Annotated in this window: 14 protein-coding genes and 1 tRNA gene; 13 read left to right on the plus strand and 2 right to left on the minus strand. The window is 40.7% G+C overall.

From position 1 onward, the window contains the following. The first annotated feature begins 218 nt into the window (after positions 1-218). Positions 219-2,639 (plus strand): hypothetical protein, encoded by a 2,421-nt coding sequence (locus tag ABJH64_RS05620; RefSeq protein WP_348276948.1) that lies wholly within the window; start codon positions 219-221, stop codon positions 2,637-2,639. A 23-nt stretch (positions 2,640-2,662) separates the two neighbouring features. Here the strand turns inward: ABJH64_RS05620 and ABJH64_RS05625 are convergent, their stop codons facing one another. Further along, entirely contained in the window at positions 2,663-4,693 is a 2,031-nt protein-coding gene (locus ABJH64_RS05625; RefSeq protein WP_348276949.1) for a S9 family peptidase, read from the minus strand. Between the two features lie 388 nt (positions 4,694-5,081). Here ABJH64_RS05625 and rpsA point away from each other — a divergent pair, with 388 nt between their 5' ends. Both rpsA and ABJH64_RS05635 read left to right on the plus strand, forming a co-directional pair. Next, positions 5,082-6,854, plus strand: a complete 1,773-nt coding sequence (gene rpsA, locus ABJH64_RS05630; RefSeq protein WP_348276950.1) for a 30S ribosomal protein S1 — start codon at positions 5,082-5,084, stop codon at positions 6,852-6,854. Positions 6,855-7,112: 258 nt separating this feature from the next. Then, the gene (locus tag ABJH64_RS05635; protein ID WP_348276951.1) at positions 7,113-7,712 is read left to right on the plus strand and encodes an outer membrane beta-barrel protein; all 600 of its coding nucleotides are present in this window, start codon (positions 7,113-7,115) and stop codon (positions 7,710-7,712) included. Between the two features lie 76 nt (positions 7,713-7,788). Here ABJH64_RS05635 and ABJH64_RS05640 read toward each other — a convergent pair. Further along, positions 7,789-7,859, minus strand: a tRNA-Cys gene (locus tag ABJH64_RS05640). Positions 7,860-8,224: 365 nt separating this feature from the next. Here ABJH64_RS05640 and ABJH64_RS05645 point away from each other — a divergent pair. The 10 genes from ABJH64_RS05645 to cyoE are packed head-to-tail and all read left to right on the plus strand — an operon-like array spanning position 8,225 to position 21,453. Then, on the plus strand, positions 8,225-9,487 hold the full coding sequence (locus tag ABJH64_RS05645) for a c-type cytochrome (protein ID WP_348276952.1): 1,263 nt from the start codon (positions 8,225-8,227) through the stop codon (positions 9,485-9,487). Positions 9,488-9,526: 39 nt separating this feature from the next. Next, a complete protein-coding gene (locus tag ABJH64_RS05650) occupies positions 9,527-12,610 on the plus strand; it encodes a TAT-variant-translocated molybdopterin oxidoreductase (protein ID WP_348276953.1) in 3,084 nt (1,027 codons plus the stop codon). A 17-nt stretch (positions 12,611-12,627) separates the two neighbouring features. Then, the gene (gene nrfD / locus ABJH64_RS05655) at positions 12,628-13,992 is read left to right on the plus strand and encodes an NrfD/PsrC family molybdoenzyme membrane anchor subunit (protein ID WP_348276954.1); all 1,365 of its coding nucleotides are present in this window, start codon (positions 12,628-12,630) and stop codon (positions 13,990-13,992) included. 2 nt (positions 13,993-13,994) lie between these two features. Next, the gene (locus ABJH64_RS05660) at positions 13,995-14,525 is read left to right on the plus strand and encodes a DUF3341 domain-containing protein (RefSeq protein WP_348276955.1); all 531 of its coding nucleotides are present in this window, start codon (positions 13,995-13,997) and stop codon (positions 14,523-14,525) included. A 13-nt stretch (positions 14,526-14,538) separates the two neighbouring features. Continuing rightward, entirely contained in the window at positions 14,539-15,237 is a 699-nt protein-coding gene (locus tag ABJH64_RS05665) for a cytochrome c (protein ID WP_348276956.1), read from the plus strand. 2 nt (positions 15,238-15,239) lie between these two features. Further along, complete coding sequence (locus ABJH64_RS05670; protein ID WP_348276957.1) at positions 15,240-16,532, plus strand: quinol:cytochrome C oxidoreductase; 1,293 nt, start codon at positions 15,240-15,242, stop codon at positions 16,530-16,532. Positions 16,533-16,554: 22 nt separating this feature from the next. Then, positions 16,555-17,586 (plus strand): cytochrome c oxidase subunit II, encoded by a 1,032-nt coding sequence (locus tag ABJH64_RS05675; RefSeq protein ID WP_348276958.1) that lies wholly within the window; start codon positions 16,555-16,557, stop codon positions 17,584-17,586. Positions 17,587-17,604: 18 nt separating this feature from the next. Beyond that, the gene (locus ABJH64_RS05680; RefSeq protein ID WP_348276959.1) at positions 17,605-19,488 is read left to right on the plus strand and encodes a cbb3-type cytochrome c oxidase subunit I; all 1,884 of its coding nucleotides are present in this window, start codon (positions 17,605-17,607) and stop codon (positions 19,486-19,488) included. Next, positions 19,472-20,548 carry a COX15/CtaA family protein gene (locus tag ABJH64_RS05685; RefSeq protein ID WP_348276960.1) on the plus strand — a complete coding sequence of 359 codons (1,077 nt, stop codon included), beginning with the start codon at positions 19,472-19,474 and terminating at the stop codon, positions 20,546-20,548. Before ABJH64_RS05680 ends, ABJH64_RS05685 begins: the two co-directional genes overlap by 17 nt. Positions 20,549-20,550: 2 nt before the next feature. Further along, positions 20,551-21,453 (plus strand): heme o synthase, encoded by a 903-nt coding sequence (cyoE, locus tag ABJH64_RS05690; RefSeq protein WP_348276961.1) that lies wholly within the window; start codon positions 20,551-20,553, stop codon positions 21,451-21,453.

Below are 21,453 nucleotides of genomic sequence, written 5' to 3' on the forward strand. Positions count from 1 at the left end.
ATTTTTTCTGCTGTCAGAAGCGGTCTGTTTTTCTCAGTCCTTAGTTCGAGGTAAAATCATTGAAGAATTAAAAAAAAACTCCAGTATTTGGGGTAAATATACTCGTCAAAAGTCCGCTGGATTCTGCTACCATTGCCTTTGGTTTTACTAATGAGGTAGGGGGATTCGAAATAGCATTCAATTCAGAATTGGATAGCGTTTTTTTAATAGTTAACGCAATGACTATCCAAAAGAAAAATATTGCACTTTCCACTAATGGGATACCAGTTGTCATTGAAGTTACAAGTTCCTCATTGGATTTAAAAGAAGTCACTGTAGGAGGCATAAAGAATCCGGTAACTCAAAGAAATGACACGATTTCGTATGATATAGGTGGGTTTTCTACAGTTAATGATCGAGTTCTGAGTGATGTGTTGAAGCGTCTTCCTGGAATTGAGGTGATGAGCAATGGGATGATTCAATATCAAGGAAGACCTTTGGTTAAATTCTATATAGAAGGGCTAGATTTATTACAAGGAAGATACAATCTAGCAAATAATAATCTCCCAATAGATGCCATAGAATCTGTAGATGTGTTGGAAAACCATCAGCCTATTAAGGTTTTGGATTCCTTGGTGTTTTCTGACAGAGCGGCATTAAACATCAATTTAAAACGTAAAAATACTTGGATTGGAACAGGACATGCTGGGGTAGGAGGTAGTCCATTTCTAGGTGATGGTAAATTTTCTCCCATGGTTTTTAGAACTGATATACAAGCCTTATTTACTGTTCAGGGTAATAACGCGGGGGAGACTTTGGAAGATCAACAGAAAACGTTGACAATAGATGGCCTTCTAGATTTGTTGAATAACAGAGCCATAAAAGAGTGGTTTACATTTCCAGGGCTGGAGATGTCGGGCTTACCAAAGGAAAGAGCAAGATTAAATGAAAGTTTGCTTGGATCTGCAAATGTGTTGTCAAAGAATCAAAGCGGAACTGAGTTTAGGCTGAATATAGATTTTTACCAAGAGAATTTATCTCAAGAAAAGAATAGTTCTACCTCTTATTTTTTGCCTGATGCGGATACAATTTCCTTCGTAGAAAATACCAGGGTGGAGAATACTAGAAGAAAACTTTCAGGAGGATTGAACTGGAATAGAAACGCGGCACGTAGTTATTTTGATAACACGACATCTTTTGCAGTTGTCAAAAATGAGGTAGACGGCAATGTGTTTTTTAATCAAAGACCAATCAACGAGACGGCATCCATGCCTATGCTTCGAATGGAAAATAAGCTGAAGCTGCTAACTCCCATAAAAAATAGGCTCTTCGATATTCGGTCAACCGTTTCTTTTCAGAAAACCCAGCAGGAGTTAAATCTAATTCCTTCGACAATTGATGGTGTCGGCAATGCAGGTCAGCCGTACGATTTCCTCATGCAATCCATCGATTTCCAGAGATTCTCCACAACTAATTCCATTGGATTGACATTCAAAACAAGAAACGCAATAACTATCCAATCTTCTTTTGGGGTCAGTGTATTGATGGATAAGCTGGGTAGTAACTTATCGATTGATTCTCTTGCTAATGATCAATTGTTGGCAGTGGGAAGGAATAGTACGGATTTTACAAATCTTTCAACTTTTATCAAAAATTCGTTTGAATACAAGAAGAGTGGGTTTCAGGTAAAAGCTGAAATTCCATTTTATGTAGCACAAATTGACAGAGAAAACCTTATGAATAGAAAATTTTCTAGCTTCTCGAGAGTCTATTTTGAGCCCTATCTTAATTTTAGATATCAGATTAGTGGGATGATTGCAACTTCTATTTCATTTTCGAAAACAAATGAGTTTGGAACTGGTGAAGATTTTTTTCCCAATCGGATAGTGACAAGTTATAGGAATATTGAAATCAATAATAGTAGCATTCCTGAGGCTGTTAAGTTGGTTTTCAATTATGGTTTGAACTATAAAAATCCAGTAAATGGATTATTTTTTGATTTGTCTGCTTCCTATTCCAAGATTGACAATAACGTAATTGCTCAGTATTCACTCGCTGAGTTTGGTGGATCAGCTAGGTCATTAGAGGATATTAAAAATGAGACTAAGCGAAGAGCCTTGAGCTTCCGAGCGAGTAAGTATTTGAGTAATCTTTTTACTACGATGACTGTTAGCAGTACGATTCAGTATCAAAATTTCCCCCAGATAACAAACGATGTTCTTCTCGATTATGTAAATAGAATAAATACATCTGCTTTTGAGTTAGCAATAAAGCCAAAAGCTTACCTGGGAATTGATGCAAAAACTAGTCTTAATCTGATTAACACGAAGAGTAGTGAAAGTGGAATAGCAAGAATTAGACAAGTCAGCGCAGTAGTAGGTGTTGATGTTTTTCCTATTAAGAATCATTTGTTGAGGGCTGATTTCGAATTTGTTTCGAATGAGATAAAGGGTAGTGATTCACCTCAAAGCAGTAGTTTTTTAGATATTAGCTACCGGTTTACTCCCCCCAAATCAAGAGTAGATTTCAGTATGATATGTGCTAATATTTTGGATGCTAGTATCTATAGAAGTTATTTTTCGAGCGGATTTATTTTAGGAGCTCAAGAGTTGCCTTTGCGACCTAGACAGTTTTTGTTAAAGGTGAGTTTTTCATTTTGAAGAAAGGAGAATTACCAGTTTTATTACTGATTTCGATAATAATCAAACCAACTCAAGATCGAAGCTGACTTACTCATCAGCATACTTGGGCGATTGACTAGTCCGTGCGAAGCATTGGGGATTCTAACCATCGCTGATTCTACGCCATTAAGTTTCAATGCTGCATAATACTGCTCAGACTCAGAAATGGGGGTGCGGAAATCCTGCTCACCAGTGAGGAGCATGGTTGGAGTTTTTACATTTCCCACCAGTGAAAGTGGAGATCTTCGCCAATAATTCTCAATATCTTCCCAAGGCATGGCTCCAAACCAATACTTGGCAAAAAATGCCGGAGAATCTGCATGCAGGACAAAGGAGGTCCAGTTGATTACTGGCTTAGCGACTACAGCTGCCTTAAATCGATCGGTTTTGCCAACGATCCAAGCAGTCAGTACACCACCGCCAGAGCCTCCAGTTACAAATAAATTAGCGGTATCAATATAGCCTTTGGCGATCACCGCATCTACACCAGATATCAGATCTTCGTAGTCGTGATTTGGATAGTCGTGATGAATCGAATTGCCGAAATCCTGTCCATAACCCGTACTCCCTCGAGGATTGGTGTATAGCACGACATAACCAGCCGCCGCATAGGCTTGAACTTCGTAGGAAAAGGAATTTCCATACATGGCAAAGGGCCCACCATGAATCTCGAGGATCATTGGATACTTTTTGCTTGGGTCAAAATTTGGCGGAGTTACGATCCAGCCTTGAACGTCGATTCCGTCGAAGGAAGATTTCCACCAGATTTCTTCCACTTTTCCAATTTCCCGATAGGAAAAAACATCATCATTCACAGCCGTAATCCGCTTCATATTCCCATCTACCCAAACCGCCAAGTCTGCGGGGTGATCTCCACCGCCCAGGGTATAGGCAAATCGGTTGTTATTAGAAACGGAATAAGCTCCGGCATTATAAGGTCTGCCGAGATCCAATCCGCCCAGTCCTTCCACTACCGTACGAATTTTGCCGGTAAACGCCACATGACCGATTTTGGTATCGCCCTTTTCATCGTATTGAAAATAAATTCCTTTGCTATTGGCTTCCCATTGTGGGTTTCCAGCATCGCGATCAAGGTCAGCAGTTAGGTTTTTTACCCCTGTTCCATCAACATTCATTACATAGAGATTAGTCACTTGGTATCCTTGGAAGGTATCGTCATTTCCAGTGTAAGCGATCAGTTGACCGTCAGGAGAAAGCATAGGATTAGCGTCTGGACCAAAACGATCCGTTAGTGCTTTTATGCTTCCGGTTGTAAGATTGAGTTGATGGATTTCAGAGTTGTTTGGCTGAGCGATTAGGTCTTCATTCAGATTGGCAGAGAAGAACAGCGATTTGCCGTCTTCAGACCAGATCGGTGCGCCATAGTTCTTATCTTCAAAAGTTCGCTGCCGAGCCGTGCCACCAGAAATCCCTATCGTGAAAATCTGGCTTTTTCCACTCCGTAAATATCCGCTACCATCTCCACGATAATTCATTTCGTCGATGAAGATTGGTGCTGCATTCCACTCCGCTCCTTCAGGTTTGGCGGGTATAGACAGTATGGATTTCTTTGCTTTAGGCACAAATTGAGTAAAAGCTAAGCTTTGCCCATCGGGCGACCAAGTAGGAGAGCCTGGGGTATTAGCTGAATTAGTCAAAGCAACTGAAATTTTCGTGTCCAGGTATAGCACGAAAAGCTTCGTTTTTTCGTCTTGTCCATTGGATCGATAGGCTACTTTGCTGCCGTCTGGTGACCAAACTGGATCAGAATCTCGCTGATTTCCCTGCGTCAATGGACGATTTTGAGTTCCATCTATATTAACCATCCAGAGATTACCATAGTCACGATCCGTCATGATGTCTTTGAAATTACGGACGTAGATCACCTTACTCCCATCAGGAGAAATCTGCGGATCCGAGATGTACTCGAGATCAAATAGATCGGTGAGTTGGAGGTTTGTTTTTTGTTGGGCTTGGGCTTCTAGCTGCGCAAAGAAAACCAGTGCTATAAGGAGTAAAAATCTGTTTTTCATGAGTTTATTGAATTTTTGGCGAGCTGTTTCTATTTCTGAAGTAGTCAAAAGGTAGCAAATGATCTCCACTATCCATATGGTTGAAATAGAAGTCCATGGGTTTTGTTCTTCTTTAAAAAGTGATTTAGACTAAGGAATGGGTAGTGATGAGGTACGTTTACAAAGGGGAAAGTTGAGCTAACTAGGTTAATCAACTTATTTCACGGTTTGCTTACTCCAACTTTTCAAACCAAATAGTTGCTAAGAATTCCTCCTTTATTAATATTTCCCTACCTTTGCAATCCGTTCGAGTGAATGGCGTGTGTTTGCGTAGTCTAATGCACTGATTTACAACTAAAAACGATAGTCTTTTGACCCGCGGACTATTGCTATTCAGGGTTTTTACATTATGTCAAAACAAGAAGATTTTAACTGGGACAATTTCGAAACCAAAGGTTTTGGTGAAGGTTATTCCAAGGAGCAGCGTGAGCAAATGGCCGCAATGTATGAAGATACATTAGGTACGATCACTGAAAAAGAAGTTATCAAAGGCACAGTAGTAGGTGTGAATGATAAGGATGTCATCATCAACGTAGGGTTCAAGTCTGACGGATTGGTACCTCGTTCTGAATTTAGAGACCTTGAGTCTATCAACGTAGGTGATACGGTAGAAGTATTCATCGAAGAGCAAGAAAACGCATTGGGTCAATTGATCCTTTCTCGTAAGAAAGCTAAGATCGTACGTGCATGGAAAGACATCGAGGATGCTCTTGAGTTTGACAACGTGATCGAAGGTCTAGTGAAAAGAAGAACAAAGGGTGGTCTAATCGTAGATATCTACGGTGTAGAAGCATTCTTACCAGGTTCTCAGATCGACGTGAAGCCTATCAGAGATTTCGATATCTATGTAGGTAAGAAAATGGAAGTGAAAGTGGTGAAAATCAACCACGCAAATGATAACGTAGTAGTATCTCACAAAGTGTTGATCGAGAAAGATCTTGAGAAGCAAAAAGCTGAGATTCTTAACAACCTTGAGAAAGGTCAAGTATTGGAAGGTGTGATCAAGAACATGACCAACTTCGGTGTATTCATCGATCTAGGTGGTGTAGATGGTCTTCTTCACATTACAGATATCTCTTGGGGACGTATCAATCATCCAGAAGAAGTATTGCAGCTTGATCAGAAAGTTCAGATTGTGGTTCTTGACTTTGATGATGATAAGAAGAGAATTTCTTTGGGTATGAAGCAGCTTACTGCTCATCCATGGGATTCTTTGGCGTCTAGCCTTGAAATTGGATCTAGAGTGAAGGGTAAGATCGTAAACGTAGCTGACTATGGTGCGTTCCTTGAGCTTGCTCCAGGTGTTGAAGGTTTGATCCACGTGTCTGAAATGAGCTGGTCACAGCATTTGAGAAACCCTGCTGACTTTGTGAAAGTAGGTGACGAAATCGAAGCTGTAGTATTGACTCTTGATAAGGATGAGAGAAAAATGTCTCTTGGAATCAAGCAACTGACTGAAGATCCTTGGACTAAGAACGACATGGGTACTAAGTACGCGGTAGGTTCTAAGCACACAGGTGTGGTAAGAAACTTGACTAACTTCGGTTTATTCCTTGAATTGGAAGAAGGTATCGACGGTCTAGTTCACGTATCTGACCTTTCTTGGACTAAGAAAATCAAGCATCCATCTGAGTTTGTGAAAGTAGGAGACGAGCTAGCAGTAGCTGTTCTTGAGCTTGATGTGGACAACAGAAGATTGGCTCTTGGTCATAAGCAATTGGAAGAAAATCCATGGGATACTTTCGAATCTGTATTCCCAATCGGATCAGAGCATAAGTGTACTGTAGTTTCCAAAAATGACAAAGGTGCAGTTCTTGAATTGCCTTACGGTCTTGAAGGATTCGCTACAGTGAAAAACTTGGAGAAAGAAGACGGATCTCAGGTAGAAGTTGGTGAAGCTTTGGATTTCAAAGTAACTGAATTCTCTAAAGACGATAAGAGAATCGTACTTTCTCACACTGCTATGTTCAGAGAAGAAGCGAAGCCAGCTAAGAAAGAAGCGAAGAAGAAATCTGATTCAGGTTCTGCTTCTACTTCATCTTCAGCTCCAGCTGAGAAGTCAACACTTGGTGACTTGGACGCTTTGACTCAATTGAAAGAGCAAATGGAAGGAAAGAAGTAAGACGTTAGGTTCTAGATTTTAGAATCAAGACTTACTCACTATATTGAAAACGCCGGCTGAAAAGTCGGCGTTTTTTTTTTGAAAATTCTGAACCGCAAAGATCACTGAGAAAGCGCAAAGAGCGCAGTTTTATTGGTTATCCTGCTTCTCCATATGCTGGACTTGCTTATAGAAAAGATTCTTCGTGAAATTAATTTGTAGCACACGTGCCACTTCTTTCATTATGGCTAAACTAGTTTTATCATTAATTTCGACCTTATGAAAAACGCATATTTTCTTTGCTTTATCCTTCTAATTAGTTTTTCGGTCACTGCGCAATCAGGTTTTGAAGTGAAAGGGTATTTTGGAATGTCCGGAGCTTTGGTCAATTGGAATGAAAATCTGGACGGGGCTAGCTCTGTGGATATAGAAAGATTTAAAGAAGTGGGTGTTTTACTTTCAAAAAGTATTAGTGATAAACTCTCATTGAGTGGAGGCCTGAATTATTCCTTTGCTATCGTGGAGTTTAACCCTCCCAACTGTTTTGATTGCTCTCCAGAAAACACTTTTTATGCACATAATCAGGACTTTTCCATGCTTTCTATTCCTATCTCTGCAGAATATTCCTTGGGGAAGATTTTTTATGTATCAGCTGGGCCGGTCTTAGATGTTCAACTTTCAGAAGGGAATAATTTCTCTGACCAAAGTGGGGTTGGCTATTTAGTAGGTCTTGGAGCAAAGTTGGATACTGAGAGGTTTTTCTTTTCTATTTTCCCCAACTACAAAAGGCATAACGTGATTCCTTTTGAAAAAGAAGGAAACTACAAACAACTCATGCAAGAGCTGGGAGTTCAGCTTGGAGTTGGTTACAGTTTTTGATTTTCTGCAAATCAAATAGGTTTCTAAATAATAGCACATAAAAAAAGCATCCCGGATTCGGGATGCTTTTTTGGTGAGGTCGAGAGCGGATTCGAACCGCTGTACGAGGTTTTGCAGACCTCTGCCTAGCCACTCGGCCACTCGACCATTCGTAATTGGAATGCAAATGTAGTTATTATCTTCTTATGTGCAATTATGCTTTCAAATAATTTAAATTTTTGAAAGGATCCAAAGCAGATCCCTGCTTAAAAATCTATGAACAAAGGGATGTTTTACGGAGTTTTCATGATCAGTATTATTTAGAGGTGAAATTCATTCTATTTATATCGATTCTAAATTATTTTTATTGTCAAATTATGATCTTAAATCGTTGTAATACAATGCTATATGAAATCAAATTGATCGCAGCTACAGGCATTACCATCTATCACTGCAAGTTTGAAAAATTGGCTTCGGGTAGTACCTTTGCAAGGGTTATAAAAAACCACATAAACTATTTAATTAGCTATAATATGTTATCTAAACGCTCGTTAGTAGGGGTTCGATTGAATTTCCATACGCTGGCAATGCTGTTTTTTATGCTGATAGGAATGCAGGCGTTTGCCGCAGATCCTGCAGTGAGCGACAGCGAAGAAGCAGTGGCCGCGGGGAAGGCTCTTTTCAACACGAATTGCAAAACTTGTCACAGATTAGATCAGAAGTTGGTAGGTCCTGCTCTTAGAGGCGCAACAGACCGGTCGCCTTTTGAGAATGTCAAAAAGTTTATAAAAAATCCTGCAGTAGTAATTGCATCCGGAGATGCCTATTACAATGCGCTGTATAAGGAGTATAACAATCTTGCCATGCCGGCGCATGAGTTCCTCTCTGATGATGACCTCAATAACCTACTCTCCTATGTTGAATATGGTGATAAAGTAGATCCAGCGGCAGCGGCAGCTACCGAAGGTGCAGAGGGAGGTGCTGTAGCAGCAGGAGGTGGAATACCTAACGAGTACCTAACTATTATTCTGGGTGTATTGGTCGTAGTTCTTCTTCTGATCCTTGTTGTCTTGGGATTGATCATTTCCGTATTGACCAAATACCTCTCTAAGCAAGATCTTGATGAAGATGATCAAGAGTTTGTTAACCAAAAAACGAATGTTGGTAAGGTATTTAAAAGCGATATGTTCATAGTCATCGTAACTGCTCTTGTTGTTGCTTTGGTGGCCAAGACTGCGCTTGATGGACTTTACTCTGTAGGTGTTCAGCAGGGATATGCTCCTACTCAGCCAATAGCCTACTCTCACGCTTTGCACGCTGGTACATTAGAAATCGAATGTCAGTATTGCCATACGGGTGTGGAGATCGGTAAGTCAGCAAATATTCCTTCTGCAAACATCTGTATGAATTGCCATACGCATGTCCAAAATGTACAAGGCAAAGAAGGTGTGTCCCCAGAAATTCAGAAAATCTACGATGCAGTAGATAATAATCAGCCAATTGAGTGGGTAAGAGTTCACAACCTACCTGATCTGGCTTATTTCAATCACTCACAGCACGTAGTGGTAGGTGAGGTAGAATGTCAGACTTGCCATGGACCTATACAAGAAATGGAAGTAGTCGGACAGCATAGTTCGCTTACCATGGGCTGGTGTATCGACTGTCACAGACAGACTGAGATTACCACCGAAGGCAATGCTTACTATGATAAGTTGGTGCAGGTTCATTCAGATTCCAAAGATGCTTTGAAAGTCAAAGACATCGGTGGTTTGGAGTGCGCTAAGTGTCACTATTAATTCATTATTCTTTTCGCAAATTCATTCTTATATCATAAAATGAAGGAAAATAAAAAAACGTACTGGAAAGGGCTTGAGCAGTTGAGCAACGACCCCGAGTTTGTCAAAAACTCCCAAGGTGAATTTCCTGAACTTCCATCCGTACTAAACGAAGACGGCGGTTCTTCCAGAAGAGATTTTCTGAAAGTAATGGGATTCAGCTTAGCAGCAGCTTCTTTGGCAGCCTGTGAAGCTCCAGTCAGAAAGATGATTCCTTATGTGAATAAACCGGTTGATATCAACCCATCTATTCCTAACTATTATGCCTCTACTTACGCTACTGGAGGCGATTATGCTTCTATTGTCGTAAAAACTAGAGAAGGCCGTCCGATTAAAATCGACGGAAACGATCTTTCTCCTATCAACAAAGGAAAAGTAAATGCTATCGTAGAGGCTTCTGTACTCTCTTTATATGATAAAGAAAGATTAGCAGTTCCATATAGTGGTGGCCAACCATCCGATTGGAAAACGGTAGATGCACAGGCAAAATCGGCCTTGGCTTCAGCTGGAGCAGTCAAAGTGATCGCAAATACGATTATCTCTCCATCCACCATGCGCGCTATCCAGCAGTTTGCTGATGCCAATGGTAATGTAGAAGTGATCATGTATGATCCACTTTCTAATTATGGTATTACTAAGGCTTCTGAGATCTATTATGGTACTTCAGTCCTTCCTTCTTATTCATTTGACAAAGCAAAAACAATTGTCTCCTTCGGAGCTGACTTCTTAGGATCATGGATTTCACCAATTGAATTTGCTCGTCAATACGCTCAAACAAGAAAAATCAGCAAGGAAAAACCTGAAATGTCCAGACATTATCAGTTTGAATCTACACTATCTCTAGCAGGAGCAAACGCTGATTACAGAACGCCTATCAGAGCTTCTCAAAGCGGTTTGGCGGTACTTGCCCTTTACAATGCATTAGCGAAAAAAGCTGGGGCAGCTACTGTATCTGCTCCGGCAGTTGAAATTGCTCACTTGGAAAAAGCTGCTGCTGATCTTTGGGCCAGCAAAGGCGCTTCTTTAGTTATTTCTGGATCAAACGATCCTAATGTTCAAGTGGTAATCAATGCAATCAATGAATTGCTTGGTAGCAATGGGACTACAGTAGATTTCGCAAATCCTGCCTACTATAGAAAAGGAGATGATGCTAAAATGAATCAGTTTGTGACTGATTTGAATGCTGGCAGAGTTGGGGGAGTTATTTTCTACAACTGTAATCCTGTGTATGATTTCGCAAGAGGTGCAGAAATTGCAGCTGGTATTTCAAAAGCAAAAGTATCAGTAGCAACCAATGGCACTTTAGATGAAACTTCTTCTTTGGTACAAATAATCGCTCCTGACCATCACTTCTTGGAGTCTTGGAATGACTTTGAGCCTAAAAAAGGCCACTTCTCCTTGGCACAGCCTACAATTACACCACTTTTTGATACTAGGCAAGCTCAAGAGTCCTTTTTGGTTTGGGCTGGTGATTCTACTTCTTATTACGATTTCCTTCAGAATAACTGGCAGGGTGATGTCTTCACTCAGGTAGAAACTGGTGGAACGTTCCAGGAGTTTTGGGATCAAACACTTTATAATGGTGTCTTAGCGATCAGCTCTACTGCTCCAGCTTTAGCTCCAGTGGGCGAAGTAAGCGCTGCTGCCGCTGCTGTGGCGAAATCTTACTCTGCTGACAATGCTACTGCGGAATTGGTTGTTTACACTAAAGTAGGTATCGGTAACGGAACCTATGCAAATAACCCTTGGCTTCAAGAAATGTCAGATCCTATCTCTAAGGCAACTTGGGATAACTACCTGACTGTTTCTCAAAAATGGGCTTCCGATAACGGTGTGACTATGAATGAAGGAGAAACTAGTAAGGCTTCGATCTCAGTAAATGGTAAATCATTAATCGTTCCTATTTTAATTCAACCAGGTCAGGCCGAAGGTACTTTTGGTTTGGCAGTGGGTTACGGTAGAACAAAAGCTGGCCGGGTGGCTAATGGAGTAGGGGTTAACGCTTACGAATTGCTGGATGTTTCCAAAGGTTTTGTGAATTTTGATATAACCACTGGAGTAGATGTCTCTGCTACTGGTGATTCTTACAGAATAGCTCGTACTCAAACTCACCAGACATTCATGGGACGTGAAAACGTCATCCAAGAGTCTGTTTTGAGCGAATACAAAAAGGATGCTTCCGCAGGAAGATATCATCCACAGATTTATAAAGATGGTGAGTTTGTAAAACCTTCTAAGATTTCTCTTTGGTCAGGGCACCAATATTCTCAGCATCACTGGGGCTTAGCTATTGACATGAATTCCTGTATCGGTTGCTCAGCATGTTCTATTGCTTGTCAGGTTGAAAACAATGTGGCCGTAGTAGGTAAGCAGGAAGTATTGAATAGAAGAGAAATGGCTTGGATCAGAATTGATCGCTACTATTCCTCCGATGCCCCTGCTGACGATTTGAGTGCAATGGAAGTCGCATCTCAGAATCCAGAGGTTACATTCCAACCAATGATGTGTCAGCAGTGCAACAACGCTCCTTGTGAGACTGTTTGTCCTGTAGCAGCTACTACCCACTCTTCTGAAGGATTGAATCAGATGACTTACAACAGATGTATTGGTACAAGATATTGTGCAAACAACTGTCCGTATAAAGTACGTCGATTCAACTGGTTCAAATACCACGACAACAAAGACTTCGCAGGAGTTAATATTGCTCAGAACGATGATTTGGGTAAAATGGTCCTAAATCCAGATGTTACCGTGCGTGCACGTGGTGTGATGGAAAAATGCTCTATGTGTGTTCAGAGAATTCAAGCAGGTAAGCTTGAGGCTAAGCGTGAGAAGCGTAAAGTGAAGGATGGAGACATAAATGTAGCGTGTGCTGTAGCTTGTCCTACAGATGCTTTGGTATTCGGAGACATGAATGATTCGAATTCTAAGGTTTCTCAACTTCTTAAAATCAAAGAGAATTCTACTTCAGCATTGAAGGAAGTGAATGAGGAAAGAGCATACCATGTATTGGAAGAGATCAACGTGAGTCCAAACGTTTGGTACTTTACCAAAATCAGAAATAAAGACTTAAACGAAGCGTAATCAAAATTTATTAAACTATGCAGGTTACTTCATCCGTACGCGATCCGTTAGTTACCGGGGGTAAATCCTACCATGACGTCACAAATGATGTGGCACGCCATGTAGAAGCAAAACCAAATATCAGATGGTTTCTAGCTTTCCTTACCTCTGCCGGTGTTTTAGCTTTAGGATCCATAGCCGTTATTGCCACTCTCTGGGAAGGAATTGGTATGTGGGGCCTAAATAAAACCGTAGGCTGGGCTTGGGATATTACCAACTTCGTTTGGTGGGTAGGTATTGGTCACGCCGGTACTCTTATCTCCGCAGTATTATTGCTTTTCAGACAGAAGTGGAGAACATCCATTAACAGAGCTGCTGAAGCGATGACCATTTTCGCAGTTATTTGTGCAGCGATGTTCCCGGTACTTCACATGGGGCGTCCATGGCTTGGAGCTTACTGGGCACTTCCTCTTCCAAACGTTTTCGGATCACTTTGGGTAAACTTTAATTCTCCACTTTTGTGGGACGTATTTGCGATCTCGACTTACTTCTCCGTATCACTAGTATTCTGGTACATTGGTTTGATTCCTGATTTCGCCACTATTAGAGATAGAGCCACTGGTCTCAGAAAAGTTATTTACGGAGCGCTTTCATTTGGATGGGATGGCGCTGCGAAATCTTGGAGCAGATACGAGTCAGTTTCTTTGATCCTTGCAGGTCTTGCTACACCACTTGTACTTTCTGTACACACGATTGTGTCCATGGACTTTGCAACATCTGTAATCCCTGGATGGCATACGACTATCTTCCCTCCATACTTTGTGGCAGGTGCGATTTTCTCTGGTTTTGCCATGGTATTGACCTTGATGATTGTCACTCGGAAAGTTTACAATCTGGAGGATTACATTACCATAGGACACATCGAATTGATGAACATAGTAATTATCATTACGGGGTCTATAGTAGGTATTGCTTACATCACTGAATTCTTCATCGCATGGTACTCAGGAGTAGAGGCTGAGCAATATGCTTTTATCAACCGTGCTACTGGACCTTACTGGTGGGCATACTGGTCAATGATGACTTGTAACGTGATATCTCCTCAGTTATTCTGGTTCAAAAAAATCCGTACTTCCATCGTAGCAACTTTCGCTTTGTCTATCGTGGTAAACATCGGTATGTGGTTCGAAAGATTTGTAATTATCGTAACCTCCCTACACAGAGATTACCTACCGTCCTCATGGGCGATGTTCTATCCTACCTTGTCTGATATAGGTATTTACCTATTCACCTTTGGTTTGTTCTTCACTTTGTTCTTCTTGTTTGCCAAGTTCTTCCCGGTAATCAACATGGCTGAAGTGAAGTCGGTATTGAAATCTTCATCTGATAAAGTGCATAAATAATCATGGAAAGAGATACACATTTTGTTACTGGAGTTTTTGAAGATGAGGATGTTTTACTTCAAGCTATAAAGCAAGTAAGATCCTCAGGCATCAAGATCCATGAGGTCTATTCACCTTACCCAGTTCACGGGATAGATGATTACCTAGGTTATAAGCGAAGCAAGTTGCCAATCGCAGCATTCCTGTTTGGGTTACTGGGTACTACCTTGGCATTGACCATGCAGTTTTACATGATGGCATTTGATTGGCCAATGATTATAGGTGGTAAAGATTTCGGGGCTTTTCCTGACTTTATCCCAGTTACTTTCGAATTGACAGTTTTATTGGCTTCATTCGGTATGGTAGGCGTATTCATGGTAAGTACAGATCTCAAGCCTTGGGCACAGCCTAGGATTTTCGATTTGAGAATTACCGACGATAAGCATGTGATGGCAATAGATATAGCGAATAATTCAGCTATTGAATTGGCTAAAATTGAAGAGATTTTGAAATCTTCTGGAGCATCAGAGGTAAATAAAAAAAGTTTTGACTAGTAAATCTGGAACTATGAAGATTGCTAAAACACTAGGTATTTTAGGGATTACCGCAGCCGGGCTTGTCCTTGTAAGCTGTGGAGCTGGAGGAGAGGATCAAGGCTTAGAGTTTGCCCCTCAAATGTATCATTCGGTAGCTTATGAGCCTTTGACTCAAATTACCGATTCTGAAACAAAAGGCGACCTAATCTCCACAAGAGAAGATGGTAAAGGCGAATATTTTAACAGTAACATTAACAATCCTCACAACATGAATATGCGTGAGCCGGTTGCCAATACTGTTCCTAGAAATAAAAATGGTTACCTGCCACATCGGTATAAAGCTTTTGAAGTAGAAGAAGCTTCCACTGTTAAGAACCCTGTTCAACTAAACGATGAAGTTTTGATTGAAGGAAAAAGATTGTATCAACTTTATTGTACTCCATGTCACGGAGCAGGTGGTGAAGGTGACGGTACTGTGGGTAATATTATCGGTGGTGTAGCCAACCTCAAAGGTGGGGCGTATCTTGGTCTTTCAGAAGGTCATATCTACCATGTAATCACTAAAGGCAAAGGAAGAATGGGAGCTCACGGTTCTCAGATCACTCCTGAGAATAGATGGAAAATTGTTCACTATGTGAAGCAAGATCTCCAAGGAGGTCAAAATGCTGATAATGCTGTAGCAGAATCAGTTGACCAAGATGTAACACCAGTAGAAACTCCAGCTAATTAATTATGGCTCACGACGTACAACACTATAATCTGGATCAAAAATTTGATTTTACAGCTGCGACCAAAAAAAGCGTATTTACGGTTTTAGGGATTGGGGCAGTATTACTCATCATTGGTATTGTAATGGCAATGTTTGGGGGTGGCCATCACGAAGTGGCTGAAGCTGAAGGGCATGCATTTCATTGGTATGAACGCCTTTACGCTAACCTTTGGATCAACAATGTTTATTTCACTGGTATAGCTATCATTGGAGTATTCTTCTTTGCAATACAATATGCAGCGCAAGCTGGTTGGTCTTCCGCCATCGTTAGAGTTATGCTTTCATTGGGTAACTGGCTGCCAATCGCAGGAGTACTAATGATAGTTACTTTCTTTATCGCGAACCATGATTTGTTTCACTGGACGCATGCTTATTTATTTGATAAGTCTTCTCCAGAATACGATAGCATCATTGATGGTAAAGGAGCTTTCTTTTACTGGCCTATGGAAAAGGGAACCTTCCCAATATTTTACATTCTTAGAATGGTACTATTCTTTGGGTTTTGGGTGTTTTTCTTCAAAAAATTGCAATCGCTTACCTACAATGAAGACCTTATAGGCGGTACAACCTCTTGGTATAAAATCAGAACTTGGTCAGCTTTTTTCTTGATTTTCTTCGCAGTATCTTCCTCTATAGCAGCTTGGGATTGGGTAATGTCCATAGACACGCACTGGTTCTCTACCTTGTTTGGATGGTATGTATTCTCCTCTTGGTTTGTAGCTGGCTTGTCAGCTATTACTTTACTTGTAATGTTCCTAAAGGGAAGAGGATTACTTGAGATGGTAAACGAAAATCATGTCCATGACTTAGGTAAGTTTATCTTTGGGTTTACCATCTTCTGGACTTACTTATGGTTTTCTCAGTTCTTGTTGATCTATTATGCCAACATCCCAGAAGAGTCCGTTTACTTCGTAGAGAGACTATCAAGTGATATTTATGGTCCTTATATTTTTGTGAACTTAGCCATGAACTTTGTGCTTCCTTTCTTGTTACTAATGACAAGAGATTCTAAGAGACACGGAGTGTTCTTGAAATTAGTTTGCGCCATGATCGTAGCAGGACATTGGGTTGATTTCTTCTTAATGGTTCAGCCTGGTACACTAGGTCATAACGGTGGCGTTGGGTTAATAGAAGTAGGTATGTTCTTGGTTTATGGAGCAGCATTTACATTTGTGGTTCTTTCAGGATTGGCTAAAGGGAACTTGGTTCCTAAAAACCACCCAATGCTTGAGGAAAGCTATCATCATCATATTTAATAATAGCCGAAATAATTAAGGTATGTACGGATTTCTGATTGGAGTAGGGGTTCTATTGATATTTTCCATCATCTGGATGGTGTATCGAATCCAAACGTTGGTCTCTGTTGTAAAAGGATCTGATAAAAAGATCGCTTCAGGGAGTAATAAGATTAACGCAATGTTGTTTGTGGTTTTCTTAATAGGATCAAGCATTTTATTGTTTTGGTATTCTATAAAGGAATTTGACAACTATGATTTGCCAGTTGCATCTGAACACGGTGTGGTAACAGATCAGTTGTTTTGGGTGACGATGGCCGTGACTGGTATTGTATTCCTAATCACGCATGTTTTGTTGTTCATTTTCCCTTATAAATACCAGTATAAGGAAGACAGAAAAGCTTCGTTTTATCCACACAATAATAAGCTTGAGGTAATTTGGACAGCCGTTCCTGGTGTCGTACTTGCAGGTTTGGTGATATCGGGATGGATGGCCTGGTCAGACATCACTGCTCCCGCCCCTGAGAATGCGCATATAGTGGAAATCATGGGGTCACAGTTTCAATGGGACATCAGATATGCGGGTAAAGACAACGTACTCGGAGACTATGATTATCGAATGATTACTGCCACTAATGCCCATGGGATTGACTTCGCAGATAAGAATTCTGTTGATGACTTTCCTTCGCCTGTAGTAGTGATTCCTAAAGGAGAGCCTGTATTATTCAAAATCAGAGCGAGAGATGTACTCCACTCAGTATTTGCTCCGCATATGAGATTGAAGATGGATGCGGTTCCAGGTATGCCAACTCGTTTCTGGTTTGTACCTACCAAGACTACTGCGGAGATGAGAGAAGAGACAGGAAATCCAGAGTTCAATTACGAGATTGCTTGTACAGAAATTTGCGGACGTGGTCATTTCTCTATGAGAAAAATCATCGAAGTAGTAGAGCCAGCTGAATATCAAAAGTGGTATGCAGAACAAAAGTCTTTTATTCAAATGAATCCCGCATTAGCAGCAGGTAGTTCAGTTGAGGTCAAAGAAGTTGCAGAAGTTCAATTAAGCGAAAAGTAACTAACAAAATTATAGATTATGTCAACAGCATCTGTCGCAAATCATGACGCAGCACACGATCATCACGACCATGAGCACCATGATAATTTTGTAACAAAATATATTTTCTCCCAAGATCATAAGATGATCGCAAAGCAATACCTGGTTACAGGTATGTTTTGGGCTCTGATTGGGGGATTCCTTTCCATCCTGTTTAGATTACAATTAGGTTTTCCGGACATGGATATGTCTTTCCTTCGCCCTATTCTAGGTGGATGGATAGATGAAGCAGGTAAGTTAGATCCTACGTTCTATTTGGCCTTAGTGACGATGCACGGTACCATCATGGTATTCTTTGTATTGACGGCAGGCTTGAGTGGTACATTCTCTAACTTCTTGATCCCGCTTCAGATTGGAGCAAGAGATATGGCTTCTGGATTTATGAACATGCTTTCTTATTGGCTGTTCTTCCTTTCTGGGGTGATCATGTTTATCTCTCTCTTTCTTAAAACAGGTCCTGCCGCCGGTGGTTGGGTAGTTTATCCGCCGCTATCTGCTTTGGAGCAGGCAATTCCAGGTTCAGGTCTAGGAATGACTTTATGGTTAGTTGCGATGACCTTCTTTATCGCGTCCTCACTGATGGGAGGTATCAATTACATTACTACAGTAATTAACTTGAGGACGAAGGGGATGTCATTCTCCAAACTACCTTTGACTATTTGGGCTTTCTTCTTGACAGCTGTTATTGGACTTTTGTCCTTCCCGGTTCTATTCGCAGCAGCGTTGTTATTGGTATTTGACAGAAGCTTTGGCACGTCATTTTACCTTTCTGATATTTATATTGGCGGTGAGGCTCTTCCAAATACAGGTGGTAGTCCAGTACTTTACCAGCATTTGTTTTGGTTCTTAGGTCACCCTGAGGTGTACATAGTATTACTTCCTGCTTTGGGTATCACTTCAGAGGTAATCTCCACTAACTCGAGAAAACCAATCTTTGGTTACAAAGCGATGATTATTTCTTTGCTTGGTATTACCGTCCTTTCTTTTGTGGTATGGGCTCATCATATGTTCGTATCAGGGATGAATCCATTCCTAGGATCGATCTTTATGTTCTTGACCCTGATCATTGCTATTCCTTCTGCTGTGAAGGTATTTAACTACCTCACCACTTTATGGAGAGGGAATTTGATCTTCACTCCAGCTATGCTGTTCTCGATTGGTCTAGTTTCATTCTTTATTTCTGGTGGATTGACAGGTATTTTCTTAGGTAATTCCGCTATTGATATTCAATTGCACGATACTTACTTTGTTGTAGCTCATTTTCACCTTGTAATGGGCGCTGCCTCCTTCTTCGGTATGGTAGCGGGTGTTTACCACTGGTTCCCTAAGATGTTTGGAAGAATGATGGATGCCAAGTTGGGCTATATTCACTTCTGGCTTTCATTTGTTGGTGTTTACTTGGTCTTTTTCCCAATGCACTACATTGGTATCGCGGGTTTCCCTAGAAGATACTATAGCTGGACAAGCTTTGAGTTTGCCAATATGTACACTGATTTAAATATGTTTGTGTCAGTGGCTGCAATTATCACCTTCGCAGGACAATTTATCTTCTTGTTCAACTTCTTCTACTCTATGTATAGAGGTAGAAAAGCTACTATGAACCCTTGGAGATCAAATACACTTGAGTGGACTACGCCTATTGAACCTGGTCATGGAAACTGGCCTGGTGAAATTCCTGCAGTGTACAGATGGCCATATGATTATTCGAAGCCAGGTGCTGAAGAAGACTTTATTCCACAAACGGTTCCTTTGTCCGCAACCCCTGAATCAAATCTTCCACATGAGCAAGAGTTGGTTAAGTTAGAGTTAGAGATTATGAAGGAAGAGGAGGAAGTCTTGTTCGCAAATGCAGAGAAGCACTAATAGTCATTTAAACAGCTTTCGCCGGATAAGTGTAATTACGGTGATAGCTGTTTATTTACTAATTCTTATTGGTGGAATTGTAAGAAGCACTGGTTCCGGAATGGGCTGCCCTGATTGGCCGAAATGCTTTGGTAGTTTTGTTCCCCCCACTAGTGTAGATCAACTTCCCCCTGACTACCAAGAGATTTATCTAAATAAAAGAATAGCCAAAAACGAAAGGTTTGTGGCTACACTTGAAAAACTTGGATTCACGGGAAAAGCTAACGAGATAGCAAACGACAAATCAATTCTTGTTGAAGAAGAATTTAACCCAGTTAAAACCTGGATTGAATATCTGAATCGCTTGGCTGGTGTGGTCATTGGTTTATTGATCGTCCTTACGGTATGGAAATCATTTCCTCTAGGTAAGTATGATCGTTTGATTCCTATTCTATCTGTTTTCAACCTTGTGTTGGTGATATTTATAGGATGGATAGGCTCTATTGTAGTCTCGACAAATCTGCTTCATTGGATGATCACCTTCCATATGTTACTTGCTTTACTTTTGGTTTCGCTTTTGATTTATGTATATCATAGATCTGGCAGACTGATTCAAAGTAAAGGTGTAAAGATGGATATCCCTAGAAGAATAGAACTGGTATTAGCTGTAGGTACGTTCTTAATGCTTGTTCAGATTGTACTTGGAACCCAAGTCCGAGAGCAAATTGATATTATCTCATCTGCCCTAGGAAATATGCTCAGAGATGAGTGGATAGGCAGAATAGGGCTTACCTTTCTCATTCACCGTTCCTTCTCACTTGTTCTAGTCGGGATTCATGTGTTGTACTTCTTTTGGGCTTTCAAGTACACGCTGAGAAGATCGCATGTGAATCTTTGGTCTCAGATTCTGATGATTCTGATCCTATTTGAAATAGCTACTGGAGTGGCAATGGCATACTTTGGTATCCCTGCATTTCTTCAGCCTATTCATCTCTTATTTGGTACTTTGATTATAGGTGTTCAAGTGCTCTTGCTACTAGAAATCAGAGAAAACATTCAGTTTCGATTAAATACAAATTGATCATGAGGACAGTTGAAGTAACTGACCATATTAGTAGCCTTGTGATAAGTAAGGTTAAAGCTTACTCTGAATTGATTAAGTTGAGACTTTCTGCTTTGGTTACTTTCTCCGCAGTATTTGGATATATACTTGGCGATAGAGGAGTTAGTTTCGGTTGGGCAGGTTTCCTGGGATTAGCATTAGGAGGATTCTTAATCAGCGGTGCATCCTGTGCTGCAAATGAAATCTTAGAGCGTGATTTGGATAAGCTCATGAAGCGTACCCAAAACCGTCCTCTGCCTTTAAAATTGATTTCTTTACAAGAAGCCTTATGGGTGACTTCCATAGTTGCCATAGTGGGAGTAGGCTTACTTTGGTACTTCACTAACCCCTTGACTACCTGGTTGGGGATATTAAGTATGGTGTTGTATGTTTTTGTTTACACACCCTTAAAACGAGTAGGTCCGATTGCCGTATTTGTGGGTGCAATACCTGGAGCTCTGCCTCCGCTTTTAGGATGGACAGCGGCAACAGGTTCTATTACTCATGAAGCGTTGATCATATTTGGAATTCAATTTATTTGGCAATTCCCTCACTTCTGGGCGATTGCTTGGGTAGGTGATGAAGATTATAAAGCTGCGGGATTCAAATTGCTTCCTAGCGGTGGTGGAAAAGATCTGAATACTGCTATTCAAATCATGATTTATACCTTGTTCTTACTACCACTCGGTTTACTCCCAACATATTTTGGACTCACCGGGATGACTTCCGGAATAGTAGCCACAATTTGTGGAGTTTTATTTCTGGCTCAGACTTTCTCATTAATGAAAGACTGTTCTCGTAAATCTGCTCTTAGAATCATGTTTGGTTCATTCTTGTATTTGCCAATAGTACAAATCGCTTACCTGCTAGATAAACTACCTTAA

The organism is Algoriphagus sp. (genome assembly GCF_039969895.1).
Lineage (GTDB): Bacteria > Bacteroidota > Bacteroidia > Cytophagales > Cyclobacteriaceae > Algoriphagus.

Coding starts and splice junctions, on each gene's coding strand:
- ABJH64_RS05620 (WP_348276948.1), top strand. CDS start 219: ATGACTATCCAAAAGAAAAATATTGCACTTTCCACTAATGGGATACCA.
- ABJH64_RS05625 (WP_348276949.1), bottom strand. CDS start 4,693: ATGAAAAACAGATTTTTACTCCTTATAGCACTGGTTTTCTTTGCGCAG.
- rpsA (WP_348276950.1), top strand. CDS start 5,082: ATGTCAAAACAAGAAGATTTTAACTGGGACAATTTCGAAACCAAAGGT.
- ABJH64_RS05635 (WP_348276951.1), top strand. CDS start 7,113: ATGAAAAACGCATATTTTCTTTGCTTTATCCTTCTAATTAGTTTTTCG.
- ABJH64_RS05645 (WP_348276952.1), top strand. CDS start 8,225: ATGTTATCTAAACGCTCGTTAGTAGGGGTTCGATTGAATTTCCATACG.
- ABJH64_RS05650 (WP_348276953.1), top strand. CDS start 9,527: ATGAAGGAAAATAAAAAAACGTACTGGAAAGGGCTTGAGCAGTTGAGC.
- nrfD (WP_348276954.1), top strand. CDS start 12,628: ATGCAGGTTACTTCATCCGTACGCGATCCGTTAGTTACCGGGGGTAAA.
- ABJH64_RS05660 (WP_348276955.1), top strand. CDS start 13,995: ATGGAAAGAGATACACATTTTGTTACTGGAGTTTTTGAAGATGAGGAT.
- ABJH64_RS05665 (WP_348276956.1), top strand. CDS start 14,539: ATGAAGATTGCTAAAACACTAGGTATTTTAGGGATTACCGCAGCCGGG.
- ABJH64_RS05670 (WP_348276957.1), top strand. CDS start 15,240: ATGGCTCACGACGTACAACACTATAATCTGGATCAAAAATTTGATTTT.
- ABJH64_RS05675 (WP_348276958.1), top strand. CDS start 16,555: ATGTACGGATTTCTGATTGGAGTAGGGGTTCTATTGATATTTTCCATC.
- ABJH64_RS05680 (WP_348276959.1), top strand. CDS start 17,605: ATGTCAACAGCATCTGTCGCAAATCATGACGCAGCACACGATCATCAC.
- ABJH64_RS05685 (WP_348276960.1), top strand. CDS start 19,472: ATGCAGAGAAGCACTAATAGTCATTTAAACAGCTTTCGCCGGATAAGT.
- cyoE (WP_348276961.1), top strand. CDS start 20,551: ATGAGGACAGTTGAAGTAACTGACCATATTAGTAGCCTTGTGATAAGT.